This window comes from Aeromonas sp. 603607 (assembly GCF_049171595.1).
GTDB lineage: Bacteria > Pseudomonadota > Gammaproteobacteria > Enterobacterales > Aeromonadaceae > Aeromonas > Aeromonas veronii.
This window is the reverse complement of record NZ_JAAKOV010000004.1, coordinates 105,839-123,237: the sequence shown is the minus strand read 5'-3', so window position 1 is coordinate 123,237 and position 17,399 is coordinate 105,839. Positions and strand designations below refer to the sequence as shown.

Sequence of the window (17,399 nt, the reverse complement as noted above, 5' to 3'; positions counted from 1 at the left end):
CGGAGGGCTGACTGATGGGCCACGGGATCCTGTTTGATGCCTTTATCTACCTCTCCGCCGCCGTTATCGCGGTACCGCTGGCCAAACGCTGGGGGCTAGGCTCGGTGCTCGGCTACCTGCTGGCGGGGATCATCATAGGCCCCTTCCTGCTGGGGCTGGTGGGGGAACAGAAGGATGTGATGCACTTCGCCGAGTTTGGCGTGGTACTGATGCTGTTTCTGGTCGGTCTTGAATTGCGTCCGGCCCTCTTGTGGCAGTTGAAGGGGCCGATCCTCGGCACCGGCGGCCTGCAGGTGCTGCTCACCACGGCGGCGCTGACCGGCGTGGCACACCTGATCGGTCTGCCGCTGCAACAGGGGCTGGCCATCGGCCTCATTCTTGCGCTCTCTTCCACCGCCATCGTGTTGCAGAGCCTGCAGGAGCGCAAGCTGATGCAGAGCGAGAGCGGTCGCTCCGCCTTTGCGGTACTGCTGTTTCAGGATATTGCGGTCATTCCTATCCTGGCGTTGCTGCCGCTGCTGGCCATGGCGCCGGTCGCCAGCAGTGGAGGCTCCGAGCTGGCGGGGTGGCAACATGGTTTGCTGGTGGTCGCGGCCATCTCCGGCATAGTGCTGGGTGGCCACTATCTGATGCGGCCGGTATTTCGTGCCATCGCCCAGTCCCATATGCGGGAGATCTTCGTCGCCGCCGCCCTGCTGCTGGTGATCGCTATCGCCGTGTTGATGGAGTCGGTGGGGCTCTCGCCCGCTCTCGGCTCTTTTCTCGCCGGGGTGGTGCTGGCCGACAGCGAATATCGCCATGAGCTGGAGGCCGACATAGAGCCGTTCAAGGGCTTGCTGCTCGGCCTGTTCTTTATGTCGGTGGGGGCGGGGATCGACTTCGGGCTGTTTGCCGAACACCCCTTCCTGATACCAACCCTGGTGGTTGGCCTGATGGTGCTTAAATGGCTGGTGTTGATGGCGCTCGGCTTCATCATCCGCATTTCGCCGAGTCAACGCTGGACCTTCGCGCTGGCGCTGGCACAGGGGGGCGAGTTTGCCTTTGTGCTCTTCTCGTTTGCCGCCCAGAACCGGGTGCTGCCCGGTGAGACCATCTCCCTGCTGACGCTGGTGGTGGCGCTCTCCATGGCGCTCACCCCGCTGCTGCTGATCCTCAACGATCGGGTGATCCAGCCCTGGTTCGATTACCGTAACCAGAGCGACGCACCGCAACATGAGCAACCTGATCTGGTGGAGCATCCGGTGATCATCGCAGGCTTCGGCCGCTTCGGTCAGATCGTGGGGCGTCTGCTGCATGGTCACGGCATCGGCACCACCATCCTCGAGCAGGATGCCAGCCAGATAGAGACCCTGCGCAAGTACGGCTATCAGGTCTTTTATGGCGATGCCAGCCGGATCGACCTGCTCCATGCCGCCGGGGCGCACAAGGCGAAGCTGCTGGTGCTCTCCATCAACGATCCGGCTACCTCGCTGGCGGTGATCGAGATGGTGCAGAAGCACTTCCCGCACCTGAAGATCCTGGCGCGAGCGCTGGATCGACCCCATGCCCACGAGATCCTGCGCCACGGGGTCGAGAGCGTACACCGGGAAACCCTGGGTTCGGCGGTCGATCTGGGGGTGGAAGCCTTGACCCAGCTCGGTTTTCGGGCCAACCAGGCCTGGCGGGCGGGGCAGACCTTCAAGCAGCACGATAACTGGCTGTTGCGCGAGCAGGTCAACTATCTGGACGACGAACACACTTATATCAACAAGAGCCTGCAATACCGGGAGATCCTCTCCGACCTGTTGCAAGACGATGAGGAGGGGCAGGAGCGTATCCATGCCCACAACTGGAACAGCGGGCTACCCGACGACGACAAGGAAGCAAAATGATTGCCTATTACCCCATGTTCAAACACCTGCATATGACGCTGGCGCTGGTCAGTCTGCTGCTCTTTATCTATCGCTGGAGTCTGGCGCTGGCCGGCAGCGATCGGTTGCAGCAGAAGTGGCTGAAGATCCTGCCGCATATCAACGACACCTTCCTGCTGTTGTTTGGGGTGTTGCTGGCGGTGGCCTTGCAGTTGAGCCCCGGCCAACAACCCTGGCTGATGGCCAAGCTGATTGCACTGGTGCTCTATATCGGCCTGGGAGTCATGGCGCTCAAGCGTCCGGCCCGCGGCCAGAAGCTGGTGGCCGGTGTGGCGGCACTGGCGGTGTTTGGCTACATGGTCGGTGCGGCCATCACCAAGTCAGCCTGGTCGTGGCTGACGTGATTTGGCTGGGAGGGAGGATTGCCTCCCTCCGGCTATCTCAAAAGAACAGATTCAGAAAAATCCTAAGCCCCTCTATGTTAGCCTGCCTCTCCATTTAGTTTTCTTCGATGCGCTTAGCTTGTCTGAAAACGTCAAGCTAGCCGTCCTTATTCATATTTTTTCTTACAAATCAAATGCATGTGTAGTTTTGTATGAAAATGGCGACAGTTGTCGCTACAAAACTTACGACATAGACTGTCGCAAGTTGCGACTAGCATAGAGTCAACGCTAAACCAGTGAAGGCATGCACCATGAGTAAGAAGCTGTTACGACAACTGACCTTGGCGCGTTGCATCCCGCACCGCCCTTACAAGCTGACCGCCAGCCAACTTCAGGTAAAACTGGAAGAGGAAGGCATCCATGTCAGTCTGCGTACCGTGCAACGGGACCTGGAGGAGATGTCCGGCATGGGACTGTTCGACCTCACCTCGGACGAGCGCAGCAAACCCCATGGCTGGTGCTTCGAGCGCCACGGCCTCAACGACTTTGCCAATATCATGCCGCTCTCGCTGGCGGTGGCCCTGAAAACCTGGAGTGATCAGGCGAGCCAACTGTTGCCGGCGAGTGTACTGACTGAATTGAATCCGCTGGTCGACAAGGCGAGCCAGGTGATCCGCGACAGCCAGAGTGAACTGGCCGAACGCTGGCTGGAGAGTGTCCACCAGTCACCGCGCCCGTTTGCCGGCAACCCGGAGATCCGTCGCAGCACCCTGATCCGCGATGCGCTCTGGCGTGGTCGCAAGTTCAGTGCCGAGATCCAGCGCGTGATCAAAGAGCGCACCGTTTGGCTCTGCTACGACCGTATCAACCCGCTCGGCATTCTCAATCAGCCGGACGGGCCGATCCTGCTCTGCACACTATCCGAGCTGGATCCCAAGGTTTACGGCATCCCGTTTGACCATATCAAGAACGTGGAGCTGACCAACTTCAGCGCCACCCAGCCGAAGGATTTCAATATCCAGAAGCTGATCCGCGATCAGGGCTATCAGGATGTGAGCGGCCCGATCCGCTTCGTCGGCCGGATCGATGCCAACAGCCAGTCGCTGGTGGATAACCAGATCCCCGGCAACAATCCGCGCATGACCCGCTATGACAAGCGCAGCGTGGTGGTGGAGACCGAAGTGCAGGACACCCCGGAGTTTCGCAGCTGGTTGAACAACATCGGCGGTGAACTGGAGGTGCTGGCACCGGAATCGTTGCGCAAGGCCTATCTCAATCCGGCCAACCGCTTGAGCTGATTAAAAAATTGGAATGTTGAAGAGTCGAGCCTGGTCTCGGCTCTTTTTTTGCGGTTTTTTTAAGCATATTTATTCAACTAATTTTTAAGTCTTAACGTCAGGATTGAACCGTTTTCCTGCCCCGTTTTTGGGGGCGAAACCCGTGTAAGAGATCTGCCATAGCGACTGTAAGAGGCTGGCGCTTTGAGCCGTACGCGAAGCCATGCCAGAATGATCGAACTTTCCCGTGAAACTAAATAAATAACTGATATTAAAGGGTTAGTTTTTAAGTTTGTTTTTTGGGATGAGAGCTGCATCGGATCTTTATCATCGGATGGCCCTTGTTCGGGGGGCGCATTTCCTTAGTATGGGTCTCACAAGGACGGAGCTGGTCCGGCAGGATGCAGGGCAGCGCATAAAGATGGAATAGTCCGCAGGATGTGGACAAGGGACACCTCAGGATGAGCTCGATAATCAGGATGATTATCGTTACGGATGAATAAAGGAACACCGCGGGATGCGGCAGGACACTCTCGGGATGGGAGTAGAACGAACGGAACCTCGTTCTTCAGGATGAACAGGACCTCGCCGGATGCGAGAGGAATACTTCAGGATGAAGTGAGATAACCCGGATGGTTATCTGTCAGGAAGACGCAAGGAACCCCACAGGACGTGGTAATGGACACCTCCAGGATGGAGACAGGGAAGCAGTTCAGGATGAATTGCCAGGCCAGGAACGCCGCAGGACACGCCAACGGATTGGAAAGGGGATATTCCAAAGGATTAGGATAACGTCAGGGATTGCAGGGAGCATTGCAGTTCTACGGACAGGACGACACGACTCTAGGGGACGGCTACCGCCGTCCCCTTTTCTTTTATGGTTTGTCCGAGAGATTGCCGCGCTGGGCGGCGTTGACGATCTCTTGCAGGCGCTGACGAATGTCGACCATGCCAAACACGCCAAATATCAGCACAGTGACAAACTCGGCCTTGGTGACAGCGAAGTAGCGTTTGCAAGCTGCCTTGATCATGCTGGCCTGCAGCCAGTGCAGCAGGGCGACGATCACGCCGCAGACCGGCAGAAAGCCGTTGAGTTTGCCGGGCAGCGGGGCAATCAGGCTCATCAGCACACCAAACCAGAAGAACAATATCAGCCCCATCGCCAACAGATTAAAGACTCGCTTCATTGTTTACCTCCCTTAGATAGAGTTGATAGCAGACCTGACCGGCTTGTTTGTCCTTGAGTAGTTGCCAGCTGGCGGGCAGCGCCAGATCGGCCATCTCCTTCTCCCGCTCCAGATAGATGAGGGCGTCCGCTGCCAGCCAGCCGCGCTGCTCCAGCAGTTCGCACACTTGCGGCAGCAGCTCGCGGCGAAACGGCGGATCGAGGAACACCAGATCAAACGGCGTGGCCGGGCCTTGCAGCCAGCTCACTGCATCTGACTGGATCACCTGACCCTGACTGCTGCCGAGAGCGGTCAGGTTCTTCTTGATCTGGTCGGCGGCCCCTTTGTCCATTTCGATCAGGGTCACCTGCTCGGCATAGCGCGACAGCGCCTCCAGTCCGAGTCCGCCGCTACCGGCAAACAGATCCAGGCAGCGGGTGCCGCGAATGTGGGGGGCCAGCCAGTTGAAGATGGTCTCCTTGACGCGATCCGTGGTGGGTCTGAGCCCCTCCACATCCTTGACCGGCAATTTGCGGCCTCGCCACTGGCCGCTGATGATTCTTACAAAGCCCGATTTTCCTTGTGGGGCGGGACTCTTGCTCGGGTTGCTACGGCTGGATTTCACTCTGGGCATCGCGTTTCATCGTCAGAAAATAAAGTGGTAGTATAAGGCGGTTCATTTTTATGCCGACCCGCCAAGGGACGGCTATCTTAGCAGTCAGCCTTTGATGTGAGTATTTTTAGATGGCAAAAGGTTTGTTTTCCTGGCTGGGTTTCGGCCGCAAGAAAGAAGAGGCTGAGGCTGTCCAACCACAGACACCCCAAGCCACCCCCGTTACCGTTGAGCCCGAGGTCACTGCTACCCCCGCTCCCGTTTCCGATATAACAGTTTCCGATAGTACGCCGGCCGTTGCCCCCGAAGTGCCTGCCAGCGCACAGAATCCCGTTTTGCAAGATGATTGCTGCCTGCCGACCGAGCTGGACGACCACGGCCCGCTGGTGGTGGAGGAGTGTGCCTCCGATCTGGAGCCGGTGATCGTCAACGAAGCGCTGATCGCCGAAGAGGAGCGTGCCGCTGAAGCCGCTCGCACTGCCGCAGAAGCTCGCGCTGCGGAAGAGGCACGTATCGCTGCCGAGGCTCGCGCTGCAGAGGAGGCTCGTATTGCTGCCGAGGCTCGCGCTGCAGAAGAGGCGCGTATTGCTGCCGAGGCTCGTGCAGCGGAAGAATCTCGCATTGCCGCCGAAGCCCGCGCTGCAGAGGAGGCCCGCATCGCCGCCGAAGCTCGCGCTGTGGAAGAATCTCGCATTGCCGCCGAAGCCCGCGCCGCGGAAGAGGCTCGTATCGCCGCCGAAGCCCGCGCTGCGGAAGAAGCTCGCATTGCTGCCGAGGCTCGCGCTGCGGAAGAGGCTCGAATCGCCGCCGAGGCTCGCGCCGCGGAAGAGGCTCGCATCGCTGCCGAAGCTCAGGCTGCGGAAGAAGCCCGTATCGCCAAAGAGGCCCAGCGAGCGGAAGATATGCGCCTGGTCGCAGCGATGGAGGCTGAGGCTGCCGCCCTGGCCGCTCTGCCGCTGGCCGCCAAGGTGGACGACGACACCCAGGACAAACCGCAGCGGGAGGGCTTCTTTGCTCGCCTCAAGCGCAGTCTGGTACGCACCAAGGAGAATATCGGCTCCGGTTTCTTCGGCCTGTTCCGTGGCAAGAAGATCGACGATGAGCTGTTTGAAGAGCTGGAAACCCAGCTGCTGACCGCCGATCTCGGTGTGGATACCACTACTCGTATCATCGAGGGGCTGGTGCAGCACGCGGATCGCAAGCAGCTCAAGGATGCCGAGGCGCTCTACGGCCTGCTCAAGCAGGACATGGGCGAGATGCTGGCCAAGGTCGAACAGCCGCTGGTGATCGACACCAGCAAGAAGCCTTATGTGATCCTGATGGTCGGCGTAAACGGCGTCGGCAAGACCACCACCATCGGCAAGCTGGCCAAGCAGTTCCAGGCTGAAGGCAAGAGCGTGATGCTGGCGGCGGGTGACACCTTCCGTGCCGCAGCGGTCGAACAGCTGCAGGTTTGGGGTCAGCGCAACAACATTCCGGTGATTGCCCAGCACACTGGCGCCGATTCCGCTTCTGTCATTTATGACGCTATCGAGGCCGCCCGCTCCCGCGGGGCTGACGTGCTGATCGCCGACACCGCCGGTCGCCTGCAGAACAAGAGCAACCTGATGGAGGAGCTCAAGAAGGTGGTGCGGGTGATGAAGAAGCTGGATGAAGAGGCGCCCCACGAGATCATGCTGACGCTGGATGCCGGCACTGGCCAGAACGCCCTGAGCCAGGCCAAGCTGTTCAGCGAGGCAGTGGGCCTGACCGGTATCACCCTCACCAAGCTGGATGGCACCGCCAAGGGCGGCGTCATCTTTGCGGTGGCCGACAAGTTCCAGATCCCGATCCGCTATATCGGGGTGGGCGAGGGGATCGACGATCTGCGTCCCTTCGTTGCCAACGACTTCATCGAGGCGCTCTTCAGCCGCGATGAATAAGTCCGGCCGTGATGAGTCAGCTCTGCCGTGATGAGTAAGTGTTCCATGCCCCGACTCCGGTCGGGGTTTGTCAATTTCAGGGAACCGTTATGATTCGTTTTGACAAGGTCAGCAAGGTATACAGCGGCGGCCATCAGGCGCTGCAAAAGGTCAGCTTTCACCTGCGCAAGGGAGAGATGGCCTTTCTGACCGGGCACTCGGGGGCGGGTAAGAGTACCCTCCTCAAACTGATCAGCGTGATGGAGCGTCCGACCGATGGTCGCGTCTTCTTTCATGGTGATGATGTCAGCCATATCCAGCGCAGCCAGATCCCCTATGTTCGCCGCCAGATCGGGATGATCTTTCAGGATCACCGCCTGCTGATGGACCGCACCGTGTTTGACAACGTGGCGCTGCCGCTGGTGATCGATGGCTACAGCCACGCCGATATCAACAAGCGCGTGGCGGCGGCGCTGGACAAGGTGGGGCTGCTCGGCAAGGAGCGTTACCAGCCGCGGATGCTCTCCGGGGGTGAACAGCAGCGGGTCGGCATCGCCCGTGCCATCGTCAACAAGCCGCCGCTGCTGCTGGCGGATGAACCGACCGGCAACCTGGATCCCCAGCTCTCCATGGATATCATGCGGCTATTTCAGGAGTTCAACAATTTTGGGGTCTCTGTACTGATTGCTACTCACGATCTGGGGCTGATCGCCCGCATGCGCTATCGCACCCTGACCCTCAAGGCGGGTCGCATGTATTCGGCCGGGGAGGAGCTCTGATGGCTATTGTTCGTCATAAACAACCACCGCTGCGTCGTCTGATGATGTACGGGGTTGACCATGTGCGGCAGGCGTTTGCCAGTCTCGGGGAGCTGTGGCGAAATCCGCTCGCCTCCCTGATGACGCTGGCGGTGCTCGGTGTCAGTCTGGCGTTGCCCTCCTGCTTCCACGTATTGTTGAAAAACGCCGAGGTGGTGGAGGGGAGCTGGCAGAACAGCTCCCAGATCTCCCTCTATCTGCGCAAGGATCTGCCGGAGCAGAGCATTCTCGATCTGCAGCACAGGATCCTGCTCTATCCCGAGGTGGATTCGGTCACCTACCTGAGCCGTGACGATGCGTTGCGGGAGTTTCGCGAGATCTCCGGTTTCGGCGATGCCCTCGATTATCTGGACAGCAACCCGCTACCGCCGGTGCTGAGCGTCATTCCGGATCCGCGCTGGCAGAATCCGGAAGGGGCCGCCGAGTTGCTCGGCAAGCTAAACAATGAGGATGGGGTCGAGCAGGGCAAGCTGGATCTGCAGTGGCTGACCCGCCTGCAGGGGATCATGAACCTGCTGCGTCACACCATTACCGGTATCGCCGTGCTGCTGCTCTCCGCCGTGCTGCTGATCGTCGGCAACACCCTGCGTCTCAACATCCTCAACCAGCGCTCAGAGATCGAGGTGCTCAAGCTGGTGGGGGCAACCGATGCCTTCATCCATCGCCCTTTCCTCTATACCGGCATCTGGTTCGGGGTGATCGGCGGCATGCTGGCATGGTGGCTGACCGAAGTGATGGTGATCTGGAGCGAAGGGGTGGTGAAGGAGCTTGCGGGCTTGTATAACAGTAACTTCCGGCTGGTTGGCATGGGTCTGGTGGACGGGGTGAACCTGATCCTGCTGGGGGCCTTGCTGGGGCTGATTGCTTCCTGGTTTTCGGTTCATCGTCACATTCGAGATATAGAGCCATCCTGATTAATTTATTATCAAAGTAAATCGCTGGATTTTGAGAGGTGGATCAAGTAAAAGAGGCTCCGTTTCTGGCTTGACCCCCTTAGTCAGAGTATTCTGAATAGCGGCGATCTTCCGGATCTTTGCTGGATCCGTGGAACCTTCTGATTTATAAGCAGTCTATTAAGCTGAAGCATTTATACGAGTGTGGCCCCTCTGCCTTGCTCGTCAGACTTGGCAAGCATGTGAAGGTTGCGAGCTCCGCAACAATGGACTTAGCATGCTACTTTTCGGGGGTCCTTCATTGTGACCCCCTTTTTTTGACTGTTCATTCATGATTCATCCTGCAGGCTTAAGATAAGCCGGTCTAAAACTGGGCATGTTCTTTGATACACGCCGCAGAATGGCATCCGGTCAGTAGACAGACCCTCTCAGGGTGTTAGACTGATTCGATTGAAAAGTAAGAGGTAACAGATGGGAACTTCATTGCAGCGCACTATGGCTTTGATTCCGCAAGGTAGTCTGGAAGGCTATATCCAGGCAGTAAACTCTATTCCGGTGCTGAGTGCAGAGGAAGAGCGTGAGCTGGCTGAGCGTTTGCAGCAGGATGGCGATCTCGAGGCTGCTCGTCAGCTGGTTATGTCGCACCTGCGCTTTGTCGTTCATGTCGCCAAGAGTTATGCCGGTTACGGCCTGCCTCAGGCTGATCTGGTTCAGGAAGGCAACATCGGCCTGATGAAGGCGGTCAAGCGCTTCGACCCGACGGTCGGCGTGCGTCTGGTCTCCTTTGCCGTGCACTGGATCAAGGCCGAAATTCACGAATATGTCCTGCGCAACTGGCGCATGGTCAAGGTGGCGACCACCAAGGCCCAGCGCAAGCTCTTCTTCAACCTGCGCAAATCCAAGAAGCGTCTGGGCTGGCTGAACCACGAAGAGGTTCAGGCCGTGGCGGCCGATCTCGGCGTTTCTGCCGCTGATGTGACCGAAATGGAAGCGCGGATGGCCAACTACGATCAGGCGTTCGATCTGGTGGGTGACGATGAGGAAGAGGGCGGTTTCGCTCCGGTTCACTATCTGGAGGACAAATCCTCCGATCTGGCCGCGACCATCGAGAACGACAACTGGGATGATCACGCGACCCGTCGTCTGAGCTCGGCCCTCGCCACTCTGGATGAGCGCAGCCAGCACATCATCCGCGCCCGCTGGCTCGATGATGACAGCAAGACCACTCTGCAGGAGCTGGCCGATACCTACGGTGTCTCTGCCGAGCGTGTGCGTCAGCTTGAGAAAAACGCACTCAAGAAGCTGAAAGATGCCATGGAAGCCTGATGCTTCCTCTCATAAAAACAGGGCCTGATGGCCCTGTTTTTGTTTCGCAGGGATCTGGTCGGCCTTGCTTTGGTTACCCTTGAGTGTGTTATGTTGCCGCCACTGCCACATTAGGGAGAGCAGAAGTGAAACTGTTGAACGACCTGTTTACCAACAACCGTGAGTGGGCCGAACGGATCAAAGCCGAAGATCCCGCTTTCTTTGCCACTCTTTCTGCCCAGCAGGCCCCCGAATACCTCTGGATTGGTTGTTCCGACAGCCGGGTCCCCGCCAACCAGCTGATGGGGTTGCTGCCGGGGGATGTCTTCGTCCACCGCAACGTCGCCAATCTGGTGGTACATACCGATTTCAACTGCCTCTCCGTGCTGCAATACGCGGTAGAAGTGCTCAAGGTGAAGCACATCATCGTCTGCGGTCACTATGGTTGCGGCGGCGTCAAGGCCGCGATGCAGAACCAGGAGCTGGGTCTCATCGACAACTGGCTGCGCAACATCAAGGATGTCTACTTCAAATATGGTGAAGAGCTCGAGGCCATCGAGGATGAGCATGAGCGCTTCGACTACCTGTGCGAGCTGAACGTGGCCGAGCAGGTCGCCAACGTCTGCCACACCACCATCATCCAGAACGCCTGGCGCAAGGGGCAGGAGCTGGCCGTTCACGGCTGGATCTACGGGATCAAGGATGGCTTGCTGCATGATCTCGATCTCTGCATCAGCGGGCCGGATCAGATCCCCGATGTCTATCGCGCCTGGCCGGACATGCGTCCGCCCCACCGTCGGCGCTAGGGAGCTTCATGGTGGTGCCAGCCCTCTATCTGCAGATCAAGCAGCACATTCTGGACGGGATCCGCGAACGCCACTATCAGGCGGGGGACAGGATCCCGACCGAAGCGGCCCTGTGCGAGCAGTTCACCGTGAGCCGGATGACGGTCAACCGGGCGCTGCGGGAACTCGTGGCGGAAGGGTGGCTGGTGCGTACCGCCGGTTCCGGCAGCTTCGTGGCGGACCGACGCACCGAGTCGCCGCTGCTGGCTATTCGCAACATCGCCGACGAGATCGCCGAGCGTGGCGGCGAGTACAGCGCCCGGGTGATCCGGCTGCAGCGACTGGCCGCCGACGAGAAGGTGGCAGTGCAACTGGGACTGCGGGTTGGCGCCCCCATCTTTCACAGCCTGATCGTCCATCAGGCCGATGGGGAGCCGTTGCAGCTGGAGGAGCGCTTCGTCGATGCCGGGCGCCTGCCGGGCTATGGCGAGCAGGATTTTACCCAACAGACTCCCAACCGCTATCTGATGGATGTCTGCCCCCTCTCCGAGATGGAGCACGTGGTGGAAGCCGTGTTGCCTAGCGCCGGTGAGGCGGGATTGTTGCAGATCCGCGTAGATTCCCCCTGCCTGTTGTTGCACCGGCGTACCTGGTCGGAGGGGCATCTGGTCTCCTATGCCCGTTTGCTCTCCCCCGGTTCCCGTTACAAGCTCAGCTCCAAGACTCAGCTGGAGTAAATGTCTATACAACTCGATTTTGCAAAGCCCACCTCCTGGTGGGCTTTTTTGTGCTTAAACTCTAAGTTTGATGCTGTTATCAGGATGTGAACTTCGCTCTTCCTTTCGTCATAGAGATCGACTATAAGAATATGTATATACATTTGAGGTCGCTATGAACAAGGAACTGTTGAACTGCGAGCGGGTCTGGCTCAACGTGACGCCCGCTACCCTGAATGATGAGCTGGCCGACTACGGTCTGCTGCCGCTCCATGCCATCGGCGTAAAGGATGGCAAGATCCATGCGCTGGTGCCGATGGCCGAGCTTAAGGGGCCCCATCCTGCCCATTGGCAGGATATGCAGGGCAAGCTGGTCACCCCCGGCCTTATCGATTGCCACACCCACCTCATCTTTGCCGGCAGCCGTGCCGAGGAGTTCGAGCTGCGCCAGCAGGGAGTGCCCTATGCCGAGATCGCCCGTCGGGGCGGCGGCATCATCAGCACGGTGCGTGCGACCCGCACCGCCAGCGAAGAGCAACTGTTCGAGCTGGCGTTGCCGAGGGTGACATCCCTGATCCGCGAAGGGGTCACCACGGTGGAGATCAAGTCCGGCTATGGCCTGACGCTGGATGACGAACTCAAGATGCTGCGGGTGGCCCGCCGACTGGGAGAGGCGTTGCCGATCCGGGTCAAGACCACTCTGCTGGCGGCCCATGCGGTGCCGCCGGAGTATCGCGATGATCCTGACAGCTGGGTCGAGACCATCTGTCAGGAGATCATTCCAGCCGCCGCCGAGGCGGGTCTGGCCGATGCGGTGGACGTTTTCTGTGAACACATCGGCTTCTCGCTGGCCCAGACCGAGCAGGTCTATCTGGCGGCGGATCAATACGGCCTGCCGGTGAAGGGGCACATGGATCAGCTCTCCAATCTCGGTGGCAGCACACTCGCTGCCAACTTTGGCGCCCTCTCGGTGGATCATCTGGAGTATCTGGATCCGGAAGGGATCCTGGCGCTGGCCCACCGTGGCGTGGTCGCCACCCTGCTGCCCACCGCCTTCTACTTCCTCAAAGAGACCAAGCTGCCGCCGGTTGCCGCCTTGCGCAAGGCGGGGGTGGCGATGGCGGTCTCCTCCGACATCAACCCGGGTACCGCCCCCATCGTCTCGCTGCGGATGGCGATGAACATGGCCTGCACCCTGTTTGGCCTGACCCCGCTGGAGGCGATGGTCGGGGTGACCCGTCACGCCGCCAAAGCGCTAGGCGAGCAGGATCGCCTTGGTCAGCTCAGGGTCGGCATGGCGGCCGATTTCCTGATCTGGCACTGCGCCCATCCGGCCGAGCTGAGCTACATGGTCGGCGTCGATCAGCTGGCAAGCCGCATCTTCAACGGCGAGGAGACCCTCCATGGATAAGTTCAATCCGATCGACATGTCGCTCTGGCAAGGGCGGCAGGATCCGGAAGATGGCGAGTTGGCCCTGCGCTGGCATGACAAGGTGCAGCCCTGGACCGCCGGAGCACAAGACTCTGCCGGTGTAGTACTGCTTGGTTTTGCCTGCGATGAAGGGGTGCGCCGCAACAAGGGGCGTGTCGGTGCCGCCGGTGCGCCGCAAGCGGTGCGCAAGTTGCTGGCCAACACTGCCTGGCATCTGAATCGACCCGTCTACGATGGTGGGGATGTGAGTTGCCCCGACGGCGATCTCGACGCCGCCCACGGTCGTCTGGCCGAGCGGGTTGCCGCAGCACTCGATCTGGGCCACTTTCCGCTGGTGCTGGGGGGCGGTCACGAGGTGGCGTTCGGCAGCTGGAGCGGCCTCAACTTGCATCTGGCGGGTCAGGGGCGAGTCGGCATTATCAATTTTGACGCCCACTTCGACCTGCGCATGAAGCAGGAATTGGCAAGCTCCGGCACCCCCTTCTTCCAGATCGCCGAGCAGTGCGCCGCTCAGGGCACGCCGTTTCACTACGCCTGCCTCGGGGTAGCCGAGACCGCCAATACCCAAGCCCTGTTTGCCCGCGCCGAGGCGCTGGGTGTGTGGCATGTGCTGGACGAGGCAATGACCCAGACCGAGCTGCCAGCCTTGCTAAGCGGGCTGGATGCCTTTATCGCCGATTGTGATCACCTCTATCTGACCATCGATCTTGATGTGCTGCCCGGAGCCGTGATGCCGGGAGTGAGCGCCCCCGCCGCCCGCGGCGTGGAGCTGGCGGTGATCGAACCGCTCATTGCCCATATCCGGGCCAGCGGCAAGCTCAGGCTCGCCGATCTGGCCGAGTACAACCCGACGCTGGATCAGGATAATCGCAGTGCCCGCGTGGCCGCGCGACTGGTTCATCTGTTGACCCGTTAACCCTTTGGCCGCCCGTCGCCGAAGGCACCCTATTGATACAACAAGGAGTGTGTATGTCTGTGCAACAGCAGGATCCCCGCCATGATCCGAACCGCGTGATCCGTGCCCCGCGCGGCACCGAACTGACCGCCAAGAGCTGGCTCACCGAAGCGCCGCTGCGGATGCTGATGAACAACCTGGACCCCGAGGTGGCCGAGCATCCCCAGTCATTGGTGGTCTATGGCGGCATCGGTCGCGCCGCCCGCAACTGGGCCTGCTTCGACAAGATCGTCGAGGTGCTGACCCGGCTGGAGGAGGATCAGACCCTGCTGGTGCAATCCGGCAAGCCGGTCGGGGTGTTCCAGACCCACAAGGATGCACCGCGGGTGCTGATCGCCAACTCCAACCTGGTGCCGCACTGGGCCAACTGGGAGCACTTCAACGAGCTCGATAAGAAGGGTTTGATGATGTACGGCCAGATGACCGCGGGCTCCTGGATCTACATCGGTACTCAGGGGATCGTGCAGGGCACTTACGAGACCTTCTTCGCGGTGGCCAACCAGCACTTCAACGGCTCGCCTGCGGGCCGCTGGATCCTCACCGGTGGTCTCGGCGGTATGGGCGGCGCCCAGCCGCTGGCCGCTACCATGGCTGGCTTCTCGATGATCGCCGTGGAGTGCGACGAGACCCGTATCGATTTTCGTCTGCGCACCCGTTATGTGGACAAGAAGGCTCACAGCCTGGATGAGGCGCTGGGCATGGTCGAGGAGGCCAAAGAGGGCGGCACCGCCGTCTCCGTCGGTCTGCTCGGCAACGCCGCCGACGTCTTCGCCGAGCTGGTGGCCCGTGGTATCACACCGGATGTGGTGACCGACCAGACCTCCGCCCACGACCCGGTGCACGGCTACCTGCCGCAAGGCTGGAGCGTGGCCAAGTGGCGCGAGCTGCAGCAGAGTGCCCCGCAGGAGGTTAATCTGGCCGCTCGTCGCTCCATGGCCCGTCAGGTGGAGGCGATGCTGACCCTGCAAGAGCGCGGCGCGGCGACTCTGGATTACGGCAACAACATCCGCCAGATGGCGCTGGAGGAGGGGATTGCGAACGCGTTCGACTTCCCCGGCTTCGTCCCCGCCTACATTCGCCCGCTGTTCTGCGAGGGGATAGGCCCGTTCCGCTGGGTGGCCCTCTCCGGCGATCCGGAAGATATCTACAAGACCGATCAGAAGGTGAAAGAGCTGATCCCCGATGATCCTCACCTGCATAACTGGCTCGACATGGCCCGCGAGCGCATCGCGTTTCAGGGGCTGCCGGCGCGGATCTGCTGGGTCGGGGTCAAGGATCGGGTACGGCTCGGGTTGGCCTTCAACGAGATGGTGAAAAACGGCGAGCTGAAAGCCCCCATCGTCATTGGCCGCGACCATCTGGACTCCGGCTCGGTAGCGAGCCCGAACCGCGAGACCGAGTCGATGATGGATGGCTCCGATGCCGTCTCCGACTGGCCGCTGCTCAACGCTCTGCTCAACACCGCTGGCGGCGCGACCTGGGTGTCGCTGCACCACGGCGGCGGGGTCGGCATGGGCTTCTCCCAGCACTCCGGCGTGGTGATCGTCTGCGACGGCTCCGATGACGCTGCCAAGCGGGTCGGCCGCGTGCTGCGCAACGACCCGGCCACCGGGGTGATGCGCCACGCGGATGCCGGCTACGAGATTGCCATCAACTGTGCCCATGAGGCGAAACTGGATCTGCCGATGATTGACGGCGCCAACGGTGTCAAAGGAAAGGTGTAACACCATGTTTGAATTGACTATTACCCCGGGCAAGCTGGATCTTGCCACCCTGCGCCGCGTCAGCCGCGAGCCGGTACATATTTCACTGGATCCGGCCGCCCTGCCGGGGATCCACGCCTCCGCCGCCGTGGTTACCAAGGTGATCGAGCAGAACCGGGTGGTGTATGGCATCAACACCGGCTTTGGCTTGTTGGCCAACACCCGCATTCCGGTGGAGCAGCTGGACGAGCTTCAGCGCTCCATCGTGCTCTCCCATGCGGCAGGGATTGGCGAGTACATGGATGACGCCACTGTACGGTTGATGATGGTGCTCAAGCTCAACTCGTTGGCGCGGGGCTTCTCCGGCATCCGGCTGACGGTGCTTGAGGCCCTGATGATCCTCATCAACGCCGAAGTCTATCCGGTGGTGCCGAAGAAGGGATCCGTCGGTGCCTCCGGCGATCTGGCGCCGCTGGCTCATATGAGCTGCCTGCTGATCGGGGAGGGCAAGGCTCGCCACAAGGGCGAGCTGATCGACGCCGCCACGGCGCTGAAAATTGCCGGGCTCGAGCCTATCGCGCTGGCACCCAAAGAAGGATTGGCGCTGCTCAACGGCACTCAGGCCAGTACCGCCTTCGCGCTGGAAGGGCTGTTCCACGCCGAGGATCTGTTCGCTGGTGCCATCACCATCGGTGCCATGAGCGTGGAGGCTGCGCTCGGCAGTCGCCGGCCGTTCGATGCTCGCATTCACGCGGTACGCGGTCAGCGTGGCCAGATCGACGCGGCCGCCTGCTACCGTCACCTGTTGGTGGATGGCAGCGAGATCGGCATGTCCCACCACAACTGCGAGAAGGTGCAGGATCCCTACTCATTGCGCTGCCAGCCGCAGGTGATGGGGGCTTGCCTGACCCAGATCCGCCAAGCCGCCGAGGTGCTGGTGTGCGAGGCCAACGCGGTCTCCGACAATCCGCTGGTGTTTGCCGAGGATGAAGACATCCTGTCCGGCGGCAACTTCCACGCCGAGCCGGTGGCCTTCGCCGCCGACAATCTGGCGCTGGCCATCGCCGAAATCGGCTCCCTTTCAGAGCGGCGCATGGCGCTGCTGATCGACTCGCGGATGTCCGGTCTGCCGGCGTTTCTGGTCAATAATGGTGGGGTCAACTCCGGCTTTATGATCGCTCAGGTCACCTCGGCGGCGCTGGCCTCCGAGAACAAGACCCTGGCCCATCCCGCCTCGGTGGATAGCCTGCCCACTTCCGCCAATCAGGAGGATCACGTCTCCATGGCGACCTTCGCTGGCCGCCGGCTTGCCGATATGGCAGAGAACACCCGCGGCATTCTGGCAGTTGAACTGCTGGCGGCGGCACAGGGGCTCGATTTTCGTGCACCGCTGCGCAGTACCGAGCTGATCGAGCAGGCAAAGGGACGACTGCGGGCAGAGGTGAGCTTCTACGACAAGGACAGGTACTTCGCACCGGACATCGAGGCGGCCGCCGCCCTGCTGGGCCGTGCCAGCTACAACGACCTGATCCCAGCGGGAGTGCTGCCCAGTCTGTAAGGGGCTATCCGCCCATAACAAAAGACCGCCCATCGGGCGGTCTT

The 17,399-nt window shown here is 60.5% G+C and carries 15 protein-coding genes; 13 read left to right on the top strand and 2 right to left on the bottom strand.

Annotated features, from left to right (window positions below; translation table 11 throughout):
• The first annotated feature begins 14 nt into the window (after positions 1 to 14).
• From G5315_RS06045 to G5315_RS06035, 3 genes are all read left to right on the top strand, one after another.
• Entirely contained in the window at positions 15 to 1,871 is a 1,857-nt protein-coding gene (locus G5315_RS06045; RefSeq protein WP_421332716.1) for a monovalent cation:proton antiporter-2 (CPA2) family protein, read from the top strand.
• On the top strand, positions 1,868 to 2,254 hold the full coding sequence (locus tag G5315_RS06040; protein ID WP_421203295.1) for a SirB2 family protein: 387 nt from the start codon (positions 1,868 to 1,870) through the stop codon (positions 2,252 to 2,254). Before G5315_RS06045 ends, G5315_RS06040 begins: the two co-directional genes overlap by 4 nt.
• 290 nt (positions 2,255 to 2,544) lie before the next feature.
• Positions 2,545 to 3,531 carry a helix-turn-helix transcriptional regulator gene (locus tag G5315_RS06035; RefSeq protein ID WP_005339987.1) on the top strand — a complete coding sequence of 329 codons (987 nt, stop codon included), beginning with the start codon at positions 2,545 to 2,547 and terminating at the stop codon, positions 3,529 to 3,531.
• An 854-nt stretch (positions 3,532 to 4,385) separates the two neighbouring features.
• Here G5315_RS06035 and G5315_RS06030 read toward each other — a convergent pair.
• Both G5315_RS06030 and rsmD read right to left on the bottom strand, forming a co-directional pair.
• Complete coding sequence (locus G5315_RS06030) at positions 4,386 to 4,697, bottom strand: DUF1145 domain-containing protein (protein WP_042052536.1); 312 nt, start codon at positions 4,695 to 4,697, stop codon at positions 4,386 to 4,388.
• Positions 4,681 to 5,310: a 16S rRNA (guanine(966)-N(2))-methyltransferase RsmD gene (rsmD, locus tag G5315_RS06025; RefSeq protein ID WP_124930360.1), complete on the bottom strand. Its 630-nt coding sequence runs from the start codon at positions 5,308 to 5,310 to the stop codon at positions 4,681 to 4,683. Before rsmD ends, G5315_RS06030 begins: the two co-directional genes overlap by 17 nt.
• 110 nt (positions 5,311 to 5,420) lie before the next feature.
• On the opposite strand from rsmD, the gene ftsY reads away from it, so the two are divergent.
• The 10 genes from ftsY to hutH all read left to right on the top strand — a co-directional run bounded on the left by ftsY (position 5,421) and on the right by hutH (position 17,355).
• Positions 5,421 to 7,211 carry a signal recognition particle-docking protein FtsY gene (gene ftsY, locus G5315_RS06020; RefSeq protein WP_421332714.1) on the top strand — a complete coding sequence of 597 codons (1,791 nt, stop codon included), beginning with the start codon at positions 5,421 to 5,423 and terminating at the stop codon, positions 7,209 to 7,211.
• Positions 7,212 to 7,300: 89 nt separating this feature from the next.
• Complete coding sequence (gene ftsE / locus G5315_RS06015) at positions 7,301 to 7,969, top strand: cell division ATP-binding protein FtsE (protein ID WP_005339995.1); 669 nt, start codon at positions 7,301 to 7,303, stop codon at positions 7,967 to 7,969.
• Positions 7,969 to 8,922 carry a permease-like cell division protein FtsX gene (ftsX, locus tag G5315_RS06010; protein WP_005342860.1) on the top strand — a complete coding sequence of 318 codons (954 nt, stop codon included), beginning with the start codon at positions 7,969 to 7,971 and terminating at the stop codon, positions 8,920 to 8,922. The genes ftsE and ftsX overlap by 1 nt, the downstream gene beginning before the upstream one ends.
• 450 nt (positions 8,923 to 9,372) lie before the next feature.
• The gene (gene rpoH, locus G5315_RS06005; RefSeq protein ID WP_005339997.1) at positions 9,373 to 10,227 is read left to right on the top strand and encodes an RNA polymerase sigma factor RpoH; all 855 of its coding nucleotides are present in this window, start codon (positions 9,373 to 9,375) and stop codon (positions 10,225 to 10,227) included.
• A 125-nt stretch (positions 10,228 to 10,352) separates the two neighbouring features.
• The gene (gene can, locus G5315_RS06000) at positions 10,353 to 11,012 is read left to right on the top strand and encodes a carbonate dehydratase (protein WP_005339998.1); all 660 of its coding nucleotides are present in this window, start codon (positions 10,353 to 10,355) and stop codon (positions 11,010 to 11,012) included.
• An 11-nt stretch (positions 11,013 to 11,023) separates the two neighbouring features.
• Complete coding sequence (hutC, locus tag G5315_RS05995) at positions 11,024 to 11,728, top strand: histidine utilization repressor (protein ID WP_041236096.1); 705 nt, start codon at positions 11,024 to 11,026, stop codon at positions 11,726 to 11,728.
• 154 nt (positions 11,729 to 11,882) lie between these two features.
• Positions 11,883 to 13,118 carry an imidazolonepropionase gene (gene hutI / locus G5315_RS05990; RefSeq protein WP_421332713.1) on the top strand — a complete coding sequence of 412 codons (1,236 nt, stop codon included), beginning with the start codon at positions 11,883 to 11,885 and terminating at the stop codon, positions 13,116 to 13,118.
• Positions 13,111 to 14,055 (top strand): formimidoylglutamase, encoded by a 945-nt coding sequence (gene hutG, locus G5315_RS05985; protein WP_421332712.1) that lies wholly within the window; start codon positions 13,111 to 13,113, stop codon positions 14,053 to 14,055. The genes hutI and hutG overlap by 8 nt, the downstream gene beginning before the upstream one ends.
• 53 nt (positions 14,056 to 14,108) lie before the next feature.
• Positions 14,109 to 15,818 carry a urocanate hydratase gene (hutU, locus tag G5315_RS05980; RefSeq protein ID WP_421332710.1) on the top strand — a complete coding sequence of 570 codons (1,710 nt, stop codon included), beginning with the start codon at positions 14,109 to 14,111 and terminating at the stop codon, positions 15,816 to 15,818.
• A gap of 4 nt (positions 15,819 to 15,822) precedes the next feature.
• Positions 15,823 to 17,355 (top strand): histidine ammonia-lyase, encoded by a 1,533-nt coding sequence (hutH, locus tag G5315_RS05975; protein ID WP_421332709.1) that lies wholly within the window; start codon positions 15,823 to 15,825, stop codon positions 17,353 to 17,355.
• The last annotated feature ends 44 nt before the right edge of the window (positions 17,356 to 17,399 follow it).